The sequence below is a fragment of the Stieleria maiorica genome (assembly GCF_008035925.1).
Lineage (GTDB): Bacteria > Planctomycetota > Planctomycetia > Pirellulales > Pirellulaceae > Stieleria > Stieleria maiorica.
The window spans coordinates 4,964,011-4,984,935 of sequence record NZ_CP036264.1 but is presented as its reverse complement, the minus strand read 5'-3'; the positions used below and the strand labels follow the sequence as shown (position 1 = coordinate 4,984,935).

Annotated in this window: 14 protein-coding genes; 12 read left to right on the top strand and 2 right to left on the bottom strand. The window is 59.6% G+C overall.

What is annotated here, in order from left to right; translation table 11 throughout:
• The first annotated feature begins 29 nt into the window (after positions 1–29).
• The 4 genes from Mal15_RS16920 to Mal15_RS16905 are packed head-to-tail and all read left to right on the top strand — an operon-like array spanning position 30 to position 4,345.
• Positions 30–998, top strand: coding sequence for a sugar ABC transporter substrate-binding protein (locus tag Mal15_RS16920; protein WP_147868846.1), 969 nt, complete (start codon positions 30–32; stop codon positions 996–998).
• Positions 995–2,551: a sugar ABC transporter ATP-binding protein gene (locus Mal15_RS16915; RefSeq protein ID WP_233902848.1), complete on the top strand. Its 1,557-nt coding sequence runs from the start codon at positions 995–997 to the stop codon at positions 2,549–2,551. The genes Mal15_RS16920 and Mal15_RS16915 overlap by 4 nt, the downstream gene beginning before the upstream one ends.
• Positions 2,548–3,498, top strand: coding sequence for an ABC transporter permease (locus Mal15_RS16910; protein ID WP_147868845.1), 951 nt, complete (start codon positions 2,548–2,550; stop codon positions 3,496–3,498). Before Mal15_RS16915 ends, Mal15_RS16910 begins: the two co-directional genes overlap by 4 nt.
• Before the next feature lie 52 nt (positions 3,499–3,550).
• Positions 3,551–4,345 carry a GxxExxY protein gene (locus tag Mal15_RS16905; protein ID WP_147868844.1) on the top strand — a complete coding sequence of 265 codons (795 nt, stop codon included), beginning with the start codon at positions 3,551–3,553 and terminating at the stop codon, positions 4,343–4,345.
• A gap of 119 nt (positions 4,346–4,464) precedes the next feature.
• Here the strand turns inward: Mal15_RS16905 and uvrA are convergent, their stop codons facing one another.
• Complete coding sequence (uvrA, locus tag Mal15_RS16900) at positions 4,465–7,368, bottom strand: excinuclease ABC subunit UvrA (protein ID WP_147868843.1); 2,904 nt, start codon at positions 7,366–7,368, stop codon at positions 4,465–4,467.
• Positions 7,369–8,009: 641 nt separating this feature from the next.
• Between uvrA and Mal15_RS16895 the strand changes: the two genes are divergently transcribed.
• The gene (locus tag Mal15_RS16895) at positions 8,010–9,770 is read left to right on the top strand and encodes a GspE/PulE family protein (RefSeq protein WP_147868842.1); all 1,761 of its coding nucleotides are present in this window, start codon (positions 8,010–8,012) and stop codon (positions 9,768–9,770) included.
• Positions 9,771–9,809: 39 nt separating this feature from the next.
• On the opposite strand, the gene Mal15_RS34910 is transcribed toward Mal15_RS16895, so the two are convergent.
• Positions 9,810–9,944, bottom strand: coding sequence for a hypothetical protein (locus Mal15_RS34910; protein WP_261344500.1), 135 nt, complete (start codon positions 9,942–9,944; stop codon positions 9,810–9,812).
• 236 nt (positions 9,945–10,180) lie between these two features.
• On the opposite strand from Mal15_RS34910, the gene Mal15_RS16890 reads away from it, so the two are divergent.
• The 7 genes from Mal15_RS16890 (at position 10,181) to Mal15_RS16860 (ending at position 20,861) form a co-directional block, all read left to right on the top strand.
• The gene (locus tag Mal15_RS16890; protein ID WP_147868841.1) at positions 10,181–11,290 is read left to right on the top strand and encodes a type IV pilus twitching motility protein PilT; all 1,110 of its coding nucleotides are present in this window, start codon (positions 10,181–10,183) and stop codon (positions 11,288–11,290) included.
• 159 nt (positions 11,291–11,449) lie between these two features.
• Entirely contained in the window at positions 11,450–13,162 is a 1,713-nt protein-coding gene (locus Mal15_RS16885; protein WP_147868840.1) for a GspE/PulE family protein, read from the top strand.
• 112 nt (positions 13,163–13,274) lie between these two features.
• Positions 13,275–14,714, top strand: a complete 1,440-nt coding sequence (locus Mal15_RS16880) for a type II secretion system F family protein (protein ID WP_147868839.1) — start codon at positions 13,275–13,277, stop codon at positions 14,712–14,714.
• 216 nt (positions 14,715–14,930) lie between these two features.
• Complete coding sequence (locus Mal15_RS16875; protein WP_147868838.1) at positions 14,931–16,160, top strand: type II secretion system protein; 1,230 nt, start codon at positions 14,931–14,933, stop codon at positions 16,158–16,160.
• 79 nt (positions 16,161–16,239) lie between these two features.
• Positions 16,240–17,721 carry a type II secretion system protein gene (locus Mal15_RS16870; protein WP_167546863.1) on the top strand — a complete coding sequence of 494 codons (1,482 nt, stop codon included), beginning with the start codon at positions 16,240–16,242 and terminating at the stop codon, positions 17,719–17,721.
• 9 nt (positions 17,722–17,730) lie between these two features.
• Entirely contained in the window at positions 17,731–19,173 is a 1,443-nt protein-coding gene (locus Mal15_RS16865) for a pilus assembly FimT family protein (RefSeq protein WP_167546862.1), read from the top strand.
• On the top strand, positions 19,170–20,861 hold the full coding sequence (locus tag Mal15_RS16860; RefSeq protein WP_147868835.1) for a hypothetical protein: 1,692 nt from the start codon (positions 19,170–19,172) through the stop codon (positions 20,859–20,861). The genes Mal15_RS16865 and Mal15_RS16860 overlap by 4 nt, the downstream gene beginning before the upstream one ends.
• The last annotated feature ends 64 nt before the right edge of the window (positions 20,862–20,925 follow it).

Genomic DNA, 20,925 nt, shown 5'->3' with positions numbered 1-20,925 from the left:
TCCAATCCCATCCCGTCAACGAGTCTTCGATGCGTCACGTTCTACTGACATCTCTGTTTGCCGCCGTCTTTGCCGTCGCCGGCTGTTCTTCGAAAAGCGACACCGCGACGACGGATCCGAAAGCGTCCGAAGGCGACGCGCGTCCGAAGGTCGCGTTGATCATGAAATCGTTGGCCAACGAGTTCTTTTCGACGATGGCCGAAGGGGCCAAGTCGCACCAAGGTGAACACGCCGATGAGTACGAATTGATCGTCAACGGCATCAAAGACGAACGCGATCTGAGCCGTCAGGTGGCTTTGGTCGACGAGATGGTGGCCGCCGGAGCCGACGCGATTGTGATCGCACCGGCCGATTCTAAAGCGTTGGTGCCTGCCCTGCGAAAGGCGATCAACAAAGGCGTCGTGGTGATCAACATCGACAACCAACTGGACGCGGACGTGTTGGCCAGCGAAGAGGTCGCAATTCCTTTCGTCGGTCCCGACAACAAAGCGGGCGCAAAGAAAGTCGGCGACTACCTGGCCGGCAAATTGTCCAGCGGCGACAAGGTGGCGATTCTCGAAGGCATTCGGACGTCGTTCAACGCCCAGCAACGACTGGCAGGCTTTGAATCGGCGATGCAGGCGGCCGGCATCGAGATCGTATCCAGCCAAAGTGCCGAGTGGGAGATGGCCAAGGCGAATTCGATCGCGGCATCGATTCTGAGCGAGCATCCGGACATCAAAGCGATTTTGGCCGCCAACGATTCGATGGCCTTGGGTGCGATCGCCGCGGTCAAATCCGCCGGCAAAGCGGGCGATGTGTTGGTCGTCGGCTTTGACAACATCTCGGCGGTGCAGCAGGCCATTCGCGACGGTAAGATCCTGGCCACGGCCGACCAGTACGGCGGCCAGTTGGCGGTTTTCGGAATCGAAACGGCGCTACAACTGATCAACGGCGAAACCGACGATCCCAGCGACGTCGAAACTCCGGTCGACCTGGTCACGGCGGAAACGCTGTGAGCGTGTTGTTTGATGCGGTCGGCATGACCAAACGTTACGGTCGCGTGACCGTGCTGCGCGACGTCGACTTTGACGTCCGCGGCGGTGAAATCCACGCGTTGCTTGGTGCCAACGGCGCCGGCAAGTCGACGCTGTGCAAGATGATCGCCGGGCTGGCCGACGTCACCGCCGGCAACATGCGGATCGAGGGCCGGCAGTATGCCCCGGCGCACAAACAGGCCGCCGAATCGGCCGGTGTTCAGATCATCCAACAGGAATTAAATCTGATCGCGACCCTTAGCGTTGCCGAAAACCTGTTGCTCAATCGCCTCCCCTCGTTCGCCGGCATCGTGCAACGCCGTGCCTTGCATCGCCAAGCGCGCGAGGCGTTGAACCGGCTTCAGTTGGACCACGTGGATACCCACACGCCGGTCGCGGATCTGGGTGTCGGGACGCAGCAAGTGGTGGAAATCGCGGCCGCGCTTTCGCGTGATTGCAAGCTGTTGATCTTGGATGAACCCACCGCGGCGCTCAGCGGCAGCGAAACGGAACGATTGTTCGACCAACTGAATCAATTGCGTGATCGCGGCGTCGGCATGATCTACATTTCTCACCGACTGGACGAAGTCAAACGGATCGCCGATCGCGTCACCGTGCTCCGGGACGGCCAATACGTCGGCACTGAAGACGCCGCGTCGGTCTCGACCGACCAGATGGTGGAACGGATGAGTGGCGACGTGGCGACGACACCGATGCGCGTGCGGCAGGCCGCGTCGATCGAAACAGTCGACGATGCGACGGGTGCCGATCAACCGGCCGTGTTGGTCGTCGACCGACTTTGCCGCGGTTTCGTCCGTGACGTGTCGTTCGCAGTCCACGCCGGTGAAACGTTGGGCATCGCCGGGTTGGTCGGATCGGGGCGAACAGAATTGCTGCGAGCGATCTTTGGTGCCGACCGACCGGAATCGGGCAGCGTCTCGATCGCCGGGGCGGTCTCCAGGCAGTTCTTGCACCCGGCACAAGCCGTCGCGGCCGGACTGGCGATGGTCACCGAAGATCGCAAGCACAACGGGTTGCTTTTGGAGCAGTCGATCCGCTGCAACACGTCGCTCAGTGCGATGGTCAAACGGTTTTCCCGATTCGGCGTCATCAAGGGCGCTCACGAAGCGACCGTCGCCGACCAGATGTGTCGCGCCATGGAAACTCGCTGCACCGACATCGAACAGGTGGTCGCGTCGCTGAGCGGCGGAAATCAACAAAAGGTCGCGATCGCGAAATGGCTGACCCGCGACGCCGACGTGTTTTTGTTCGACGAACCGACCCGCGGGATCGATGTCGCCGCACGACGAAAAATCTATGAACTGTTCGATTCTCTGGCCTCGGCCGGCAAGGGCATCGTGATCGTCAGCAGTGATTTGGAAGAACTGTTTGACACCTGTGACCGCATCGCGGTGATGTCGGCCGGCCGGTTGGTGGAAACCCGGCCGCGGTCGTTGTGGTCCGAAGATGCCATTTTGCAAGCGAGTTTTGCGGGGCATCGAACGAATGAATTTGCAGACGCATCGGGAACATGAAACATAAGCTCTCTCAGTCGTTTTTACAGTACGCCGGGCTCGTAGGAGTGTTGGTGTTGTTGATCGCGGTGTTTTCGGTCAGCTCGAAGAATTTTTTTCAGACCCAGACGCTGGTCACGATCGCCAATTCCAATCCGGACTTGATCTTCGTTTCGGTCGGCATGACGTTGGTGTTGATCGTGGCTGGAATCGACTTGTCGGTCGGTTCGGTGCTGGCGCTCGGATCGGCGGTGATCGGCGTGCTGATGGTGCGGCACGAGTGGGGACTGCCGGCGGCGTTTGCGGCGTGCCTGCTGGTCACGTCGCTGTGCGGCTTGTTCAACGGGTTTGTCTCGGTGTGGTTTTCGATCCCGTCGTTTATCGTCACGCTGGGCATGTTGGAAATGGCCCGTGGCGGAACGAAGGTGATCACGGATTCCCAGACGATGTACATCGGCAGCCGAGTGGAATCGTTTGGGGAACCGCTGGCGTGGATTCCACTCTCGCCCGCGTTTTTGGTGGCTGTGGTCGTCGTGATCGCCGGACAATTCTTGCTGACGCGAACCGTTTTCGGGCGTTACTGCGTCGCCATCGGGACAAATGAAGAAGCGGTTCGGATGAGCGGGATTCGCACGGCACCGTACACGATCGCGACGTTTGTGATTCTGGGGTTGTTGTGCGGATTGGCGGCGCTGTCGCAAACCAGTCGGCTGTCCAGTGCAGACCCGAATGCGGCGATCGGGTTGGAGCTGTCGGCGATCGCTGCTTGTGTGATCGGGGGGACCAGTTTGATGGGCGGGCGCGGCAGTGTGGTGGCATCGTTCATCGGCGTGCTGATCATCGCCGTGCTGCAGTCGGGTTTAGCACAGCTGGGGGTGGAAGACGCGATCAAGCAGCTGATCACCGGCGCCGTCATCATCGCCGCCGTCCTGCTAGACGCCCTCCGCAGCCGCTGGGGAGGCAGGTAAGGGAGAGAGGTGACAGAAAAATAGGGGGCAGGAAAATGGGAGGGGGGAAGTGATGCCGATTGAAATTGGGGCGAAGATCCGGGCTGTTGGGAAACGGGAGTTTTCTCAGATCTGTTATGACGTGATGGGCAGCGTGTTTGCGATCCGGAAGGAAATGGGACGCGTTTTTAATGAGTCCGTATACCATCGCAAAATCCGTGAATCCTTTGCTGACACGTTATATGAGGTTCCGATCGTTGTCAGCCACGGTCAATTTACGCGTCGATACGCTTTGGACTCGTTATTCCTGGGGGCCGCAATCTTTGAATGGAAATCGGTCGATACACTGTGCGATGTGCATCGCGCACAGCTCCTAAACTATCTGATGCTTTGTGAAGTGCGATCCGGCAAACTCGTTAACCTGCGTCCAGAAAAGATCGAGCAGGAGTTCGTCAACGTCGCTCTGACCCGAGCGCAACGACAATCTTTTACGTTGGAGATCGACAGCTTTTCGCCATCAGCAAGCTTGGATCGCGATTGGATGCAATGCATGATCGATGCCCTTCGAGACTGCGGCACGGGACTTGACCAAGGTCTCTATCTATCACTTTCAGACTTCTTTCATGGCGGTGCTGATCAATCACATTCCATCGCTACCGTCACATCTGGCAACATGGAATGTGGGCAACAAAGGATCCGCGCTAATCGGACGGGTGATGTGATCATGATCTCAACACTGTCCCAACGTCTCGAAGAATTCGAACGCCATTCTCAGCTCTTTCTGAACCACCTCGATAGGGATCGGCTTCACTGGCTGAACATCGGACTACACAAGGTCTCTTTCCGAACGCTCCACAAAGCGACTTAACCCTATTTATCACTCACGCCCCGCCCCCATTTTTCTGCCCCCTATTTTTCTGTCATCTCCTCTCACCCTGCACCATTTTCCTGTCACCCATTTTTTGTCTTCTGCCCTTCATTTTTCTGTCATTCCCCGCGCCGGATCTCTTCTGCCAAGACCTTTCCGGTTTCGCTTTCGGTGCAGTTGGCGATTTCCGCTGGGGTGCCTTCGGCGATGACCCTGCCTCCGGCGTCGCCGCCGCCGGGACCGAGGTCGATGATGTGGTCGGCCGAGAGCATCAGTAGGGGATTGTGCTCGACGACCAACAGCGAGTGTCCGTCGGCGATCAGGGCATCGAAACAATCGACCAGCCGGATCAGGTCCTCGAAGTGCAATCCGGTTGTCGGTTCGTCCATCACAAACAACGTGCGTTTGCGTTTGGCCGATGCCAAGAACGCAGCCAGTTTCAACCGCTGGCCTTCGCCGCTGGAGAGTGTGGTGGCGGGTTGGCCCAGCGACAGGTAGCCCAGGCCGACATCGATCATCCGCTTCAGCCGCGCCTGGACCTTCGCCGCGCCGCGAAAGAAGTCGTACGCCTCGCGTGAGCTCATCGCCAACACCTCGGCGATCGATCGGTCGCGGTAACGTGCCTTCAAAATGTCATCCCGGAACCGCGTCCCGTGACACTCCGGACATTGCATCGAAACATCGGCCAAAAACTGCATGTCGATCTCCAGCACCCCGGTGCCTTCACATTCCGGACACTGTCCCTTGGCGCTGTTGAACGTGAAGTGGCTTGGGGTCAGCCCTCGCGCCCGCGCTTCGACACTGTCGGCGAACACCTTTCGAATCGGATCGAATGCTTTCAGGTAGGTCACCGGACAACTGCGTGGGGAACGGCTGATGGGGGATTGATCGACCGACACGCAATCTTGAATCTGTCCCAGTCCGCTGACCGATTGGTAGGGAAGCGGCTTGGCGGCTTGGTGCAGTTTTTCGTGTCGGATCGCTTCCAGCAGTGTGTCTTGGACCAGCGAACTTTTGCCGCTGCCCGAGACACCGGTGACGACGCACAATACGCCGAGCGGAAAATCGACGGTGACATTTTGCAGGTTGTGCCCGTGGGCTCCCCGCAAGGTGATGTGTCCGCGGGCGGCGCGGGGATCGTGATGCCGCAACGTGTGTCCGCGCTTCCCGGAAAGAAACTGACCGGTCAGCGAATCGCGGTTGCGCAGCATTTGCTTCGGCGTCCCTTCGAACACCACGCAACCCCCGTCGCGACCGGCCCCGGGACCGATCTCGACGACGCGGTCCGCCGTTTCGATCATCGTTTCGTTGTGTTCGACGACGATGACCGTGTTGCCGCGATCACGCAGCGAACCGATCGATTCGGACAATCGGCGGACGTCTTTTGGGTGCAGCCCTGCGGTCGGTTCATCCAACACGTACAACATGTTGACCAGATTTCCGCCCAAGGCGGCGGTCAACGCGACCCGCTGTGTTTCACCGCCGGAGAGCGTTCGCAGGGGACGATTCAGTTGCAGATAACCCAGCCCGACCGATTCCAGGTATCCGATTCGATCGGAGATTTGACGCAAGGGTTCGGCAGCGATCTCGCGTTGCCGGGGTTCCAGCGGTGCGCCACGAAAGAAATCGGCCGCCGCGGTTGCCGGCATCTCCAACAGGTCCGCGATCGTCCGATCGGCGATCTTGTAGGCGAGCGCCGACGCGTTGTATCGACGGCCGTCGCATCCGTCGCAGGTTCGATAACTGCGGTAGCGCGAGGCAAAGATGCGGATGTGCATCTTGTACTTTTTACGATCCAGCCAGGCGAAGAAACCGTCCAGCCCGCCGAAGTCGCGCTCCGGGACGCCGCGTTGGATCAGCTTTAGGTGCTTCTTCTTCAGCTTGTTGTACGGCACGTCGGTCGGCAGGTCGTAGTCGCCGGCCAGCGCCAACAATTCCTCCAACTCATGTCGGTACGACGGCGTGTTCCAGGGCGCGATCGCACCCTCGGCGATGGAGAGCGTCGGGTCGGGAACGACCAGGTCCATGTCCACGTCGACCAGTTCGCCGAACCCCTCACAGGTCTCGCAGGCCCCCAAAGGGTTGTTGAAATTGAACAACCGGGGCACCGGGTCCGGGTAGTCCAGGTCGCACTGATCGCAGCGACGTTGATCGCTGATCACCCGTAAGATCCAGTCGCGGCCATCAATTTGAGTGAGTCGGCCGGGCACCGTCATTTCATCGGTCGGTGAATCACCGCTGGGCGGGCCCTTGGGCGGGGCGTCGGTCAGGACCACCGCGCGTCCGTGCCCTTCGTCCATCGCCGTTTCCAGCGATTCGGTCAGTCGCGACAGATCGGTCTGGCCGGAAACACGATCGACCACGACGATGCATTCGGCGCCTTTGCGGCCGATCTGCTTGGCCAGTGCGGACCGGTCGGAATCGGACAGATGAAAGGATTGGCCGCCCAAGATCAGCCGCAGATAGCCGGCCCGTTGCAACCCCAGCAAGATCTCGCCGCCGGATTTGCGATTGGGCAACCAGACCTGGAACCCGATCATCGCACGCCCGGATGCCGCGGCCAGTTCTTCCGCGATCGTCGTGGGATCGTCCTCCCGGACTTCGCGGCCGCACCCGGTGCAGTACAGCGTGGCGCATTTGGCAAACAGCAGACGCAGGTGGTCGGCGATCTCGGTCGCCGTCCCCACGGTGCTGCGATTCGTTTTCGACCCGCCGGCGCGCGTCACCGCCACCGCCGGGGGAATCCCGGTGATCGAATCGCAATCGGGTTTATCCAGCCGCTGAAGGAATTGACGCGTGTAGGCCGAAAAGCTCTCGATGTAACAGCGTTGGCCCTCGGCGTGCAGCGTGTCGAGCGCAAGCGAACTCTTGCCGCTGCCCGAAAGCCCGCAAAAGGCGATCAGTTTGCCACGGGGCAGATCCAAATCGACATCGCGCAAGTTGTGGACGCGGCAGCCGCGGACCGAGATGTGTTTGGCGTCCGTGGGGGGCTGTTTTGGGGGGGATTGAGAGAGCAAGGTCAAACAGGGGTGTCGTGATCACGATCAAGAAAGGCAGTTCGCCAGCAGTGTAGCGCGTCGGCTGCTCCGTGTCGCTGCTCGGTGTACCACGGCCCTTCCCGGCGGTCGTGTTTCGCTGCGCTATGTACGACGGCCCTTGCCGGGCGGTCGCTTCTCGCTGCGCTATGTACGACGGCCCTTGCCGGGCGGTCGCTTCTCGCTGCGCTATGTACGACGGCCCTTGCCGGCGGTCGCCACTCGCGGCGCTATGTACGACGGCCCTTGCCGGCGGTCGCCACTCGTGGCGCTATGTACGACGGCCCTTGCCGGCGGTCGCCACTCGTGGCGCTATGTACGACGGCCCTTCCGGGCGGTCGCTTCTCGCTGCGAAGCAGCGTCACGCCGAGCCCCGCCCCCGACGGCCCGGAAGGGCCATCGTACCCCAGTGACACGCATCGCCCTAAGCTGGACGGTCCCTCAAGGCCATCGTCCAACGCTACCGTTTGGGCGAAATGACGGCAGTTCTTTTGGTTGCCGGTGACCGGTTTCGGGTTTGGGATGGTATCCTGTTTGATGTGCAGGCAAAAAGGGATGAAGTGGATTCATCCCTCAGCACCCTTTTCGAACCGACAACGATCCCCCAAAGCGCTAACGAAGGCGAAACCATGGGCCAGGCTATTCAAGAATTCACCGATCTGCTGCTTCGCAAAGGCATCATCAGCTTGGACCAGCTTTCCGAAGCGGAACAGGTCGCCCGCGATACCTCCACCGACGTGGGCGACATCCTGATCCAAATGGAGTATGCGACGCCCGAAGAGGTCGCTCGGGCGATGGCCAAATTCCACAAGATCCCCTTCGTCGACCTGCGGGAAGAACGGATCCCGGACGAAGTGATCGAATTGGTGCCCGAATCGGTCGCGCGGGAAAACATGGTGTTGCCCTTCAGCGTCGAAGACGGCGCGCTGCGAATCCTGATCGCCGACCCCTTCGATCTGGAAACGATCGAAAAACTTCGCTTCATCCTCAATCGCAAAATCGAAACCGCACTGGCACCCAAGGAGGCGATTCAGGGGGCGATCAACCAGTACTACGGGCAGGTCGAAGGTGAATCGGCGGACTCGATGCTGCAAGAGTTCACCGACACCGCGATCGACTTCACCGAAACCGAATCCGGGGACAGTGCCGAGACCGCCGACGACGCCGACGACAGCAGCGCGCCGGTGATCAAGCTGGTCAATTTGATGATCCAGGAAGCGGTCCAGTTGCGGGCCAGCGACATCCACGTCGAACCCTTCGAAGAACGCGTGCGGATCCGTTATCGAATTGACGGCGTTTGTGTCGAACGGGAGAGTGCCCCGCGGCGGATGCTGTCCGCGTTGATCGCCCGGATCAAGATTCTGTCCAAAATCGACATCTCGGAAAAACGACGCCCGACCGACGGGCGAATCAAAATCACGGTGGGGGACAAACAGCTCGATTTGCGGGTTAGCATCATTCCCACCAACCACGGCCAGTCCTGTGTGATGCGGCTGTTGGACAAGGACAACATCAAGGTCGGTGTTCGTCAGTTGGGGCTGAACCAACGTGATTATCGTAACTTCAACACGCTGATCCGGCGGCCCAACGGGATCATCTTGGTCACCGGCCCGACGGGGTCGGGTAAGACCACCACGCTGTACGCCGCGCTGAACGCGCTCAACCGCCCGGACCGCAAAGTGATCACGGCCGAGGACCCGGTGGAGTACTACCTGCCGGGGATCAACCAGGTCGAAGTCCGGCACGCCATCGGGCTGGACTTCGCCCGCATCATCCGCTCGATGCTGCGTCAGGCACCCAACATCATCCTGGTCGGGGAAATGCGTGACCATGAGACCGCATCGATGGGAATCCAGGCTTCACTTACTGGACACCTGGTTTTTAGTACTCTGCACACGAACGATGCGCCCAGTTCTATTAGCCGAATGGTGGACATCGGCGTACCCAGCTATATGGTGGCAAGCTCGGTCATCGCGATCCTCGCCCAGCGGCTGGTGCGAACGATTTGCCCGCGCTGCAAGGTCCGCTATCAGCCCACCGACGCCGTCATCGCCGACTCCATGCTGCCGCCCGAAATGGTCGCCCAAGGGGAGTTCTCGCGGGGTAAGGGCTGTCCCTACTGTGGGCGGACCGGCTACCGGGGCCGGATCGGGATCTATGAACTGATGGTCATCAACGGCAAGCTGCGCGAGATGATGTTCCGCGGCGCGGACACCAAGGAGCTCCGGGTCGAAGCCATAAATAGCGGCATGTCAACGCTTTACGCCGATGGCATGCTGAAGGTGATCCGCGGGATCACGACCTTCGAAGAGGTCTATCGGGTGGCCAAAAAGACTGAGCAGGAACCGCTGGCACTGAGCCACTTGGTCGCCGACCTGGACTCGCTGTAATCCCCCAAAATTGCGCCAATGCAGAGCAAGGGCCGCCCCCTAGCGCCGGGCGGTTTTTTGCTTGCAATCGAGTGCTGCGTCGGCTGCCCCTGCTGCCCCGGCGACCGGCTGGGGCGGGACGTAAACCGCCGCACCCTGCCACTGCGAACCGACAGTGGTTGTCGATCGGCCCATTCGGTTCTTCCGGGGGGGCATTGGCAAAAAGTTTCGCGTCGATGGCGAAGTTTTTTGAAGTTTTGGGTCCCGGCGGACATAATGCCCGCATTCCGGGGAAAACTTGTTCTACTTCTCGCCATCTGAATTCCCTTTCCCTGGCTCGACCGGCATGTGGTCCCCCCGCGTTGACGTCCGCGGGGGCGGAACCACCGCCCGCGAGAAAATGATTGTTCTCCTATTGAGGTAAACCATCGATGGCAACCGTCCTGATCGACAAACTGCTCCACGCCGCCATCAAACAAGGTGTCAGCGACATCCACATCGTGGTCGGCCAGCCACCGGTGTTTCGTTTGCACGGGCGGATGCGGAAGTTGGAGACCAAGACGCTCGAGGGCGAAGACGCTGTCGCGTTGATGAAGTCGATCACGCCGGAACGCTGCCAACGCGAGCTGCAGGAATCGGGCAGCACCGACTTCGGTTTTGCGTTCGGCGAAATGGCGCGTTTTCGGGTGTCGGTGTTCAAACAGCGCGGCTTCATCTCGATGGTGCTGCGGCAGATCCCCAACGACAAACTGACCCCGGAGCAACTCGGGCTGCCCGAGTCGGTGGTCAAGTTGACCCATCGCCCGCGGGGGTTGTTCCTGGTCACCGGCCCGACGGGATCGGGCAAGTCGACCACGCTGGCCAGCTTGATCAACCTGCTGAACGAAACGGTCGACCACCACATCATCACGATCGAAGATCCGATCGAGTTTTATCACGACCACAAGATGAGCACGATCAACCAGCGGGAAGTTGGGGTCGATGTGCCGAGTTTCTCCGAAGCGATTCGGCGTGCATTGCGGCAAGACCCCGACGTGATTCTGGTCGGCGAGCTGCGTGACCTGGAGACGATCGAGGCGGCGATCAGTGCGGCCGAAACCGGACACGTCGTGTTCGGCACGCTGCATACCAACAGCGCCCAGGGCACGGTCAACCGAATCATCGATGCCTTCCCCGGCAACCTGCAGGACCAGATCCGAACCCAATTGGCCAGCACGCTGATCGGCGTCGTCGCCCAGACGCTGCTGCCCAAGATCGGCGGCGGTCGCTGTGCGGCGTACGAAGTGTTGGTGGTCACGCCGGGGGTTTCCAACCTGATTCGCGAGAACAAGACCTTCCGAATCAGTAGTGCGATGCAGACCGGTGCCAAGTTCGGGATGCAGCTGATGGACGACGCCCTGTTTAACCATTGGAAGAACGAATTGGTGACAGTCGAGGACGTGTTGGCCAAGGCCCACCGCCCGGACGACCTGGCCAAACGCATCGTCCAAGCCCGTCGCGGGTTGGACGATTCGCCCGTCCCGATCAGTGACGAAGAATAAACAAAGACGAAGCATCGGCAGCGACGAGCAACGGCTCGGCTTTTCGCTCGACGCTGCCCGAATCACAACAAACCCTTTCCAACATTCGTTGTGGAAGTTCGATCTGTAGCATCGACTTTCCAAACACGATTCCTCCTTTTCTGTTGAAGCAAATCACCGATGGCACAACGTCGCATTGGACAGATCCTGGTCGACCTCGGTTTCCTGACCGACGAACAACGCGACATCGTGCTGGAGGAACAGGAACAGCAGCCCGGGGCATTGTTCGGGAAAGTCGCCGAGGACATGCAGCTGATCACCGAAGATCAGCTGATCCAGGGCTTGGCCGAACAGATGTCGATGCAGACGATCTCGCTGGAGGATATCCAGTTGCAGCCCGAGCTGGTGGAAAAGCTGACCGAGACGATGGCTCAGCTGTACCGCGTGGTGCCGATCCGGTTCGAAGGCAACCAGTTGACCGTGGCGACCTGTGACCCGCAAAACTTGAGCGTCCAAGACGAACTGCGGACGTTCCTGGGCTATGACATCGAAGTCTTGGTGGCGACCGAGCGGGACATCAACACCACGATCGGCCGCTACTATGACAGCGAAGCCGAGAGCGTGGAAAAGCTGGTCGCCGAGCTGGCCGAGGACGAAGAGTTGAAGGCGGCAGTGTCGGCGCTGGAGAGTGAGAAATTCAACATCACCGATGCCGAGGCGTTGGCCGATTCGGCGCCGGTGCGAAAACTTTTGAACATGGTCTTGCTGTTGGCGATCAAGGACCACGCCAGCGACATCCACTTGGAACCCTTTGAAGACGAGTTTCGGATTCGGATCAAGGCCGAAGGCGTGTTGTATGAAATGGTCCCGCCGCCGCGCCACTTGGCGTTTGCGATCACGACCCGCATCAAGGTGATGGCCAACTTGGACATCGCCGAGCGGCGGCTGCCACAAGACGGCCGGATCGAGTTGATGGTCGGCGGCCACCCGGTCGACCTGCGCGTCAGCGTCTTGCCGACGATTTTTGGCGAAAGCGTCGTCATGCGGGTGCTGGACCGATCGGTGGTGAACCTATCGCTGGACAACGTCGGCATGGACGAAGCGATGATGAAAAAGTTCCGCCACGCGATCGATCGCCCCAACGGCATCATCCTGGTGACCGGGCCGACCGGCAGCGGCAAAACGACGACGTTGTATTCGACGTTGTCGGAAATGAACGACATCAAAGACAAATTGATCACGACCGAAGACCCGGTCGAATACGACATCGACGGCATCATCCAGATCCCGATCGATCACGACGCCGGTGTCACCTTTGCCAGCTGTTTGCGGGCGATCCTGCGGCAGGACCCCGACATCATTCTGGTCGGCGAGATCCGCGATTTGGAAACCGCCGAAATCGCCATCCAGGCCGCCCTGACCGGGCACCTGGTGTTCAGCACGCTGCACACCAACAGCGCCCCGGCGACGGTCACGCGTTTGAAAGACATGGGGATCCCGGCGTTCATGACCTGTGCGACCGTCGAGGCGATTTTGGCGCAGCGGCTGGTCCGTCGCATTTGCCCCAAGTGCCGCGAGGAAACCAAAACCAACACCGAGCTGCTGTTCCAGTTGGGGATGAAACCCGAAGACGTCGCAGGCAAGAAGTTTTTCCGCGGCACCGGATGCGACCAGTGCAACAACACCGGCTACAAGGGCCGGATCGCGTTGTTCGAATTGATGATCCTGAACGACAAGATTCGCGAAATGGTCATGGGCAACGCGTCGACCGACGAATTGCGCGATGAGGCGGCCAAGGACGGGATGACCACGCTGCGGGATGCCGGGATGGCAATGGCCTATGACGGGATCACGACGCTGGACGAGGTCGTCCGCGAGACGGTTTCCGAATAAGCAGATCACACACGTTTTAAACAACACCTTTTTGTAAGACAGCCGGCACCGATTGCCGCGGCGCAGTATGCGACCGTGGGGCGTGCCGGCGAACCGCCGAGGGCGACAAAGAATGCCTACCTATCAATTCGAAGCGATGGACGCGGCCGGACAAGAGATCCGGGATGAGATCGACGCCGCGAGCGAAGAAGAGGCGCAAACCACCATACGCCAGATGGGGTACTTCGTCACGAAGATCTCCGTCAAGAAACAAGCCGCCGCGGCCGCTGCGAAGAAGAAGGGCAAGCGGGGCTTCGCGATCGGCGGTGCAAAGACCAAGCACATCTGCGCGTTCACCCGCCAGCTGTCGATTTTGCAGGACGCCGGGCTGCCGATTCTGCGTTCGCTGAAGATTCTGGAGAACAACCAGAAGCCGGGCAAGTTGAAGTTCGCCCTGATGGACGTCTGTGATGAAATCGAAGGCGGGGCGACGCTCAGCGAAGCGATGTCCAAGTCGCCCAAGATCTTCAGCCGGCTGTACGTCAACATGATCAAGGCGGGCGAGGCCGGCGGTGCACTGGAGACGATTCTGCAACGTTTGGCCGACTTCCTGGAACGCGCCGAATCGCTGAAACGCAAGGTCAAGGGTGCGTTGATCTATCCGATCGTCGTGGCGATCGTGGCGATTTTGATTCTGACCGGGATCATGATCTTCATCGTGCCGACGTTCGAGGAGATGTTTGAAGAGTTCGAATTGAAACTGCCGGCGCCGACGTTGTTGTTGATCGCGATGAGCAACTACTTGGCCAGCTACTGGTGGCTATTGATCGTGATGCCGATCATGTTCCTGTTGTTCATCAAACTGATGCGCAAGTTCCGTCACGGGCGGACCGGGTTTGACATGTTCATCATCAAGGTCCCGGTGTTCGGGGGCTTGTTGGAAAAGAACATCTTGGCCCGGACGACACGGACGTTGGGGACGTTGGTCAGCAGCGGTGTGCCGATTCTGGAGGCGCTGGCGATCACCCGCGAGACGGCCGGCAACGCGGTGTTCGAAAAACTGTTCAGCAAAGTCAACGAGGCGGTCCGTGAGGGGGAAGTGCTCAGCAAGCCGTTGCGGGAAGAGAGCCGGTTAGGGTTTCACCCGATGGCGGTGTTCTTCTTCGCGCTGTTCGGCGCCTTTCCGGGATTGCTGTTGTTGTCGGTGGCGATCACCAGCCGCGGCACCAAGCTGGATGACGGCGTGATGGTCCAGACGTTGACCTTCATCGCGGCCTATGCGATCGGCGGCGGTGCCGTCGGTGCGGGGCTGTTTTACGCCTTGAAAATCAAAAACCGCGTCGTCAACGACCTGGTCGTCAACATGGTCGACGTCGGCGAAGAGACCGGTGAACTGGACACGATGTTGTACAAGGTCGCCGACCAATATGACGAAGAAGTGCGGACGATGACCGACGGTCTGACGGCGTTGATCGAACCGTTGATGATCGTGTTCCTGGGGGTCACGGTCGGCTTCATCGTGATCAGTTTGTTCATGCCGTTGATCAGTTTGATCACCAGCCTGTCCAGTTAACACCGTACGACGGGGCTCCCGTCCCGTCGCCACAAACACCGTACGACGGGTCTTCCGGCCCGTCGCCACAAACACCGTATGACGGGTCTTCCGGCCCGTCGCCGATTCGACCCGCCGCACGAACCGCGAGCGCGTCACCTTTTCACCTGACAACGACCTCGCGGCCGCAAACGTGCCGCGTCATCCATCGAGCGAAACCCTGCGATGAACAAACCAATGAGAAGTCAACATAGCGACACGCGTCGAAGCGGATTCACGCTGGTCGAGCTGCTGGTGGTGATCACCATCATCGCCGCCATCGCCGGCCTGACGATCCCGGCGATCGGGGTGGTGATGAAGACGGTGCGGACCAAGGCGATGCGTGCGGAAATGTCGAACATCGAAGGCGGGATCGACTCGTACTACACCAAATACGGCGACTACCCGCCGGACTTTTCCACTTGGAACATCGTCAAACGCCACTACCTGAAAATCTTCCCCGACATCGCCCAAAGCGAGTTGGATTTGTTGTACCGCTTGTGTGACGTGCGAATCGACAACGACAACACCAGCAGCCCGCCGCAGATGACTCCCAATCCGCAATCGATTGCATGGGATCCGACGGCGATGGACCGCTCCGAAGTATTGGTCTGGTCGCTGGGCGGTTTCAGCGCCGATCCGCAGTACCCCTTCACCGGCCCGGGCGGTCCACTGGTTGTGATTCCCAACACCGCCAACCCGGCTCCGGACGATCCCCAGTACTATGAGTACAACCCGACGCGGAACGCGCCGGAAGTCAACTTTGCACCGGATCGATTGTCGATCGCAAACTACGATCCTTCGCTGGGTGCCAGGTCGTACACCAATCGCAACATGAGCAACGACGAAGCGATGTATTCGACCGGAAACGCGGACGTGTTTCCCAGCTACGTCCTGCGTGACGGCGGCGCACCGACGGTCTACTTCGACGCCCGTACCTACAACTCGTTTGTCACCACCGGTGCCGGGGATCAATTCAACGGTTACGCCCGATTGGTCGAAGGCGAATGGGATTCGATCCGTCCGGTGTATTCGACGACGGCCAACAATCCGCCGGCCAGCCCGCCGTATGGTTCTCGATTCGCAGCGTCACAGGGTTGGCAGTTCGTCAACCCACAGACCTATCAGGTGTTGTCGCCGGGTTTGGACGGATTGTTTAGTGACCGTGGAGACTTTGACGGAGGCAGACCCGACGACACTGCCCCAGCTTACTTTCTGACCGATGGCAGAATGATTGTTCTTGAACCGTCTGCCCAACAGCCAACAGGACCGCTTCCGCCTTCAGGAACGGGTCTTGAGGACATTCGGGTTCAGAAATTTGACGTAACAGGGTTACCGATTCCTTCACTGAGAGCTTCGCAAAATCCATTCCGTGACAACTTGGCCAACTTCCTGGACCAAGGCACGTTCTACGACGCGTTGGAGTAATTCCCCACACGCCCTAACGCTGCCCCGTATGAGTTTCCTTAAAGTCGACTCTCGCCATCGTCCTCTCCTGAAAAAGTTTATGCACCACCCGACGACTTACGACCGAGCCAACGCGTCATCACGACGGCGGCCGACACGGGCGTTCACGCTCGTCGAATTGCTGGTCGTAATGACGGTCATGGTTTCGCTCGGAGGCATGCTGACCTATGCCCTCGCCTCGGCCCAAACCGATGCGCGAATCAAACGCACCCAAGCCGACGTGCTGACGATCGGCCAGTTGTTGCAGACGCGGATGAGCGACGTCTCGCTGTCAAAAATGAATTTGGCTTACGGGCGGACGATCCCGCAATTGGTTCGTGCCGGTGTTTTGGGGACAACCGCACTCGATGGAACCGCACTGACGAATCCTGGTAGTCCGCAACCGACGGTGTCGGAGTACCAGAAGATCATGGCCGACGAACAAGCGCGTTTGATCCTGCTGGCCCGCCGGGACATGTTGCGGATGGTGATGCCGGAGTGTCAGCGGGATTTGTTGTACCCGCCGGCGACCTTGCAATACCGAACGCGGGCCGTCGCGGCGACCTCGGCGGCAGCGCGAACGACCAATTGGTACCCCAATGCGGCTCAACTGAAACCGCCGGCGCAGTGGAACCAAATGCGAACGCTGTTGGGGTTGTTCTCGGCCGAGACCATCGACTTTCACTGGGCCGGCAGTCCGGCGACCGATCCAGAGGTGGATGCGATCGCGCTGGCGGCGAACAATAACGATTTTGAAAATCTGTTACGGCACAATGTGAATGTGCCCTACACCGGTCCGGCGTCTGCTTCACCGATCGCGTGGACCCGTCAGCATGAATCGTCGGAGTGTTTGTATTTGATTCTTGCGACGACGGAGTTGTTCGGGAAGAAGGCGATCGACCAGATCCCGACGTCACGCATCAGGGACACCGACGGTGACGGCGTGCCGGAGATCCTGGACGCCTGGGATCAACCCTATGCGTTCGTCCGCAATCCCGTCGGGTTTCGTTCGCCGGCGATCGCGAATTACGATCCGACCGGCGCGACCGAGATCGAGCAATACCGGTCCGAGCCCGATGCGTTGGACTTGTTGTTGGTGGATTTTCGATTCGACACTCGAACCCACCCCAACCCGTCGCCCTACACGACCGAGTCTCCGTTTCACCCGATCTACTTGCCGCCCGCTGTGATCAGTTCGGGGCGTGACAAGACCTTTGGTTTACAGCGTTCGTATGCCGACGAAGACAACGACGGGACGGTGGAGTTTGGCGTCAATTCATACTACAGCTCATCGGTCGTCGGCTTGACGCCCGGCAGCATCGGTCCGCTGTACCCCGGTACGACGGGGTTCCGGTTTCCCGATCCCTATTTCAACGTGTCCTCCGTGCCCTTCGCCAACGCGGGCCCGTACTACATGTCCGCGGCCGGCACGGTGTTGGCCAAAGAAGGCGGTGGTTACGGAGCGGTCATCCAGCCCGATCCGGATGGCGATTTCCGTGACGCTGCCGCCGACAATATCTCTTCTCTGGACGCAGGCTTCTAAATGAATTCGATGATTCGACATCGCAAGACGCATTGCCAGAACGCGTTCACGCTGATCGAGTTGCTCGTCGCATTGACGATCGCTTCGGCGTTGACCGCGATCGCATTGCCGACGCTGAAAGACAGCATGCGGCAAAATACGTTGTCGCGGAGTGCATCGCTGGTCAAAGGCGCGTTCATCAACGCCCGTGCCCAAGCCATCCGTACGGGACGTCCGTTCGGATTGGTGATCGAACGGCGGCAACGTCGCATCGGTGAGGGTGTCGCGAGCGGACTGAACTTCTTTGGGGCCAACTATGCCACGCGGATCTACTACGTCCAATCGCCGATCGAATATCGCGGGGACTCCCAAAACGCCCAAGCGTATCCCTACTTGAGTACCGCTTGGGCTCCCAATCCGGCCCCGCCGGCCAACCAAACCCTTCCCAACTCGGTCATCGCAAAGTTCTTTATTCCGCTGGAATCGGCCGGAGTGCTGTACGCCGCGGTGAACGGTTCGGCCCCCGCCCGTCGATTGATCGGTGACGGCACACGGTTTTCGATCGGCGGGTCGGACTACAATTTCGAACTCGATCTGACGCGGTCGCGGACGATTACCGCCGCCCAGGCATCGACTTTGGGGATCACGCCCGCCGTACCCGGTTCGTTGATCATCTTTAACTACCGATCGATCGCACCGGAGCGCAGCTCGAATCCGGGGGTCTACACCAACGCGATCGCAACGTCACAATTTCCGGCCCGTTTGGAATTGGGCCAGGGCTACAGTTTTAAGTTCCAGACCAACCCGATCAAAGCGCCGCTGGCACCCGTGACGATGATCGGCAAGACGGTGGTCGACCTGTCGATCTCCGGAACCGGTTCGGAACCCCTGTTGTTCAACGCACAGAACATTCTGGACACCGATCCGGCCAACGTGATCCCGGCGTTGGATCCCGATTCGTTGTTGCAAGACGTGGTGGTGATGTTCGCCCCGGATGGTCGGTTGGACGGTGTATTTTCCAGCCGCCGCGATCCGTCCATCTCCGCGCCCCAGACGATCCCCGGCTTTTACGTCGAACGACTCGATCCGTCCACGACGGTCGCCTTCAACGTCGGATTTGTCGACGGGATTCTGGACAACATCGATGACGGGGCTCGCTATCCGTACGCGGTGCCGGGAACGGATCCACAGATCAATACCGATGATCCGCCACTGGAAAGTTTGCCGCCGTGGCCCAATGCGTTGACCCCAAAGAAGGTCCCCAACTTTGCCAATTCGGATTGTGCGTGGATCAGCATCCATCCGCTCAGCGGTGCGATCTCATTGGACACCGTTGCCGGTCAACCGCCGCAGGCGAAGTTCTATTCGTACTATGGATTCTCCACGGCCAACGGGAGCCAGTCGGCGCGGAACGTGATTCGAGAACGCCTGCACCAATCTCGCCGACTCACCACAGCCGGTACCACTCAATGATTATGTCGAAAACGACTCCAGTCCCCACCGAACCAACGACGTCACTGCCCCGATTGTCACTGTGCCGATCGTCACTGCGCCGATCATCTCGTCGCCGCGGTCTGTCGATCATGGAAGTGCTGTTCGCGATCGGCGTGTTGACGATCGGATTGATGGGCGTCGCGTTCATCCTGCCGGTCGCGACGAACAATGCCGCGATGGCGCTTCAGGACGATCGCGCCGTCGAGGAAGTCAACAACCGGATCGCAACCGATCTGGCCAAGTTGAAGCAGAACATTTCGTTCTTGACGCAGGCGGTGAACGCGCACACGACGCGGAACTTTTTCTACACGACTTCGCCTCCGCACCCGGCTGTCGTGCTGCAGGATAAAGGCTTTTACGCCAACGGCGCGATGTTGCCAGGAACGCTCGATCGGTTCACCAGTGTGTCGTTGGATCAATTGCCACGAGCCTTTTGTATCGACCCCTGGTTCCTTTCGTCGGCGAATACCTTGCGATTCAACGGGGCGACGACCGATGCCAATGGATATGATCGCACGTTGTTCCCTTGTTATGACCCGCAGTACGTTCCGGCGATTTCCCCCACCAATGCGATCGCCGAATCGCACGCAGAGACTTGGACCTGGCCGGCGTACACGAATCGATCTCAACCGGGAGCTGGTGCCAACATTCCGGCCCGTACGGTTCGCTGGAACACGCCACGATTTGTCAGACTGTCGCTGCCGGCGATCGCGCAGAACGACACGCCGGCACTGGCCGCGTCGCGTTTCTTCTCGACCTCGGGTGATGATCTGTCGATCGTCACCGCGTCGGACTCAACACTCGGTGCCGGGTTGTTTGTCCAACGCAGCACCAATGACATGCGATCGTTGACCAAGTCGACGGTCACCGGGCGTTACTCGTCGATGGTGATGATGAGCCAATCGGCCCGGGGAAGCAATTCGTACGATGCGGCGGTGGTCACGATGAAAGACCGTCGCTTGGTGACCGTGCCCGGTGGCGAGATCCTGCCGAGCGGCGACGACCTGAAACATCAACTTGTGCCCCATGCTTGGGCGGCGCCCGGATCGCCAAATCCGCCGGACAACCAGCTGACGTATCCCGGTGAAGTGATGGGCTACGTCACTTACGCAGCCAATGTGATTCGCGGGGGCGGGGGTGGCGAATTCATCTTTCGAACTTCCGGCGCGACCTACCCGGACGTGAAGGAAGGCGGTTGGATTTGCTTGATGCGGCAAGAGTATCGCCGCGATCCGTATTCCATTCCTCATTCAAGTGCCCCGGCGGTAGTCCCGCCGACAATTAGTTCACGTTTGGACAAATTGACGCCGACGGCACGGTCCGCGGTCTTCGACAACGAGCCCACGGGACCGTTGCACTTTGCCTGGTTCCAAATCACCTCCGTGACCGCAGAACCGACACTGGACAATTCGGTTCCCACGCGTCCGGTCTACGACACTCAAGTGACGGTTCGTGGACCCGATTGGGTCTTTCATCCCAGCCAGATTCAACCGGCGATCAACGGGAACGGCCATTTCGGTCCGCCGTATCGCACGGGAGAAGTTGTGCCGCCGGGAGCGACAACCGAATACAGCTACACGGCGGCCACCGGACATCCGGACCTGGGAACCATCGTGGTCGTGATGCCCGACGTGATCAGCGTCAAACAATTTCCGTTCCAGTTTTAGTGTTAAAGAAGACCGTCGGCAAAGACGCCGACGGTGCGAATTGATCGCGCTGCCATCTTATGAC

What these genes read in the sequence shown, in the direction of transcription:
- Mal15_RS16920 (WP_147868846.1), top strand. Translation starts at nt 30, where the DNA reads ATGCGTCACGTTCTACTGACATCTCTGTTTGCCGCCGTCTTTGCCGTC.
- Mal15_RS16910 (WP_147868845.1), top strand. Translation starts at nt 2,548, where the DNA reads ATGAAACATAAGCTCTCTCAGTCGTTTTTACAGTACGCCGGGCTCGTA.
- Mal15_RS16905 (WP_147868844.1), top strand. Translation starts at nt 3,551, where the DNA reads ATGCCGATTGAAATTGGGGCGAAGATCCGGGCTGTTGGGAAACGGGAG.
- Mal15_RS16895 (WP_147868842.1), top strand. Translation starts at nt 8,010, where the DNA reads ATGGGCCAGGCTATTCAAGAATTCACCGATCTGCTGCTTCGCAAAGGC.
- Mal15_RS34910 (WP_261344500.1), bottom strand. Translation starts at nt 9,944, where the DNA reads ATGGGCCGATCGACAACCACTGTCGGTTCGCAGTGGCAGGGTGCGGCG.
- Mal15_RS16890 (WP_147868841.1), top strand. Translation starts at nt 10,181, where the DNA reads ATGGCAACCGTCCTGATCGACAAACTGCTCCACGCCGCCATCAAACAA.
- Mal15_RS16885 (WP_147868840.1), top strand. Translation starts at nt 11,450, where the DNA reads ATGGCACAACGTCGCATTGGACAGATCCTGGTCGACCTCGGTTTCCTG.
- Mal15_RS16880 (WP_147868839.1), top strand. Translation starts at nt 13,275, where the DNA reads ATGCCTACCTATCAATTCGAAGCGATGGACGCGGCCGGACAAGAGATC.
- Mal15_RS16875 (WP_147868838.1), top strand. Translation starts at nt 14,931, where the DNA reads ATGAGAAGTCAACATAGCGACACGCGTCGAAGCGGATTCACGCTGGTC.
- Mal15_RS16870 (WP_167546863.1), top strand. Translation starts at nt 16,240, where the DNA reads ATGCACCACCCGACGACTTACGACCGAGCCAACGCGTCATCACGACGG.
- Mal15_RS16865 (WP_167546862.1), top strand. Translation starts at nt 17,731, where the DNA reads ATGATTCGACATCGCAAGACGCATTGCCAGAACGCGTTCACGCTGATC.
- Mal15_RS16860 (WP_147868835.1), top strand. Translation starts at nt 19,170, where the DNA reads ATGATTATGTCGAAAACGACTCCAGTCCCCACCGAACCAACGACGTCA.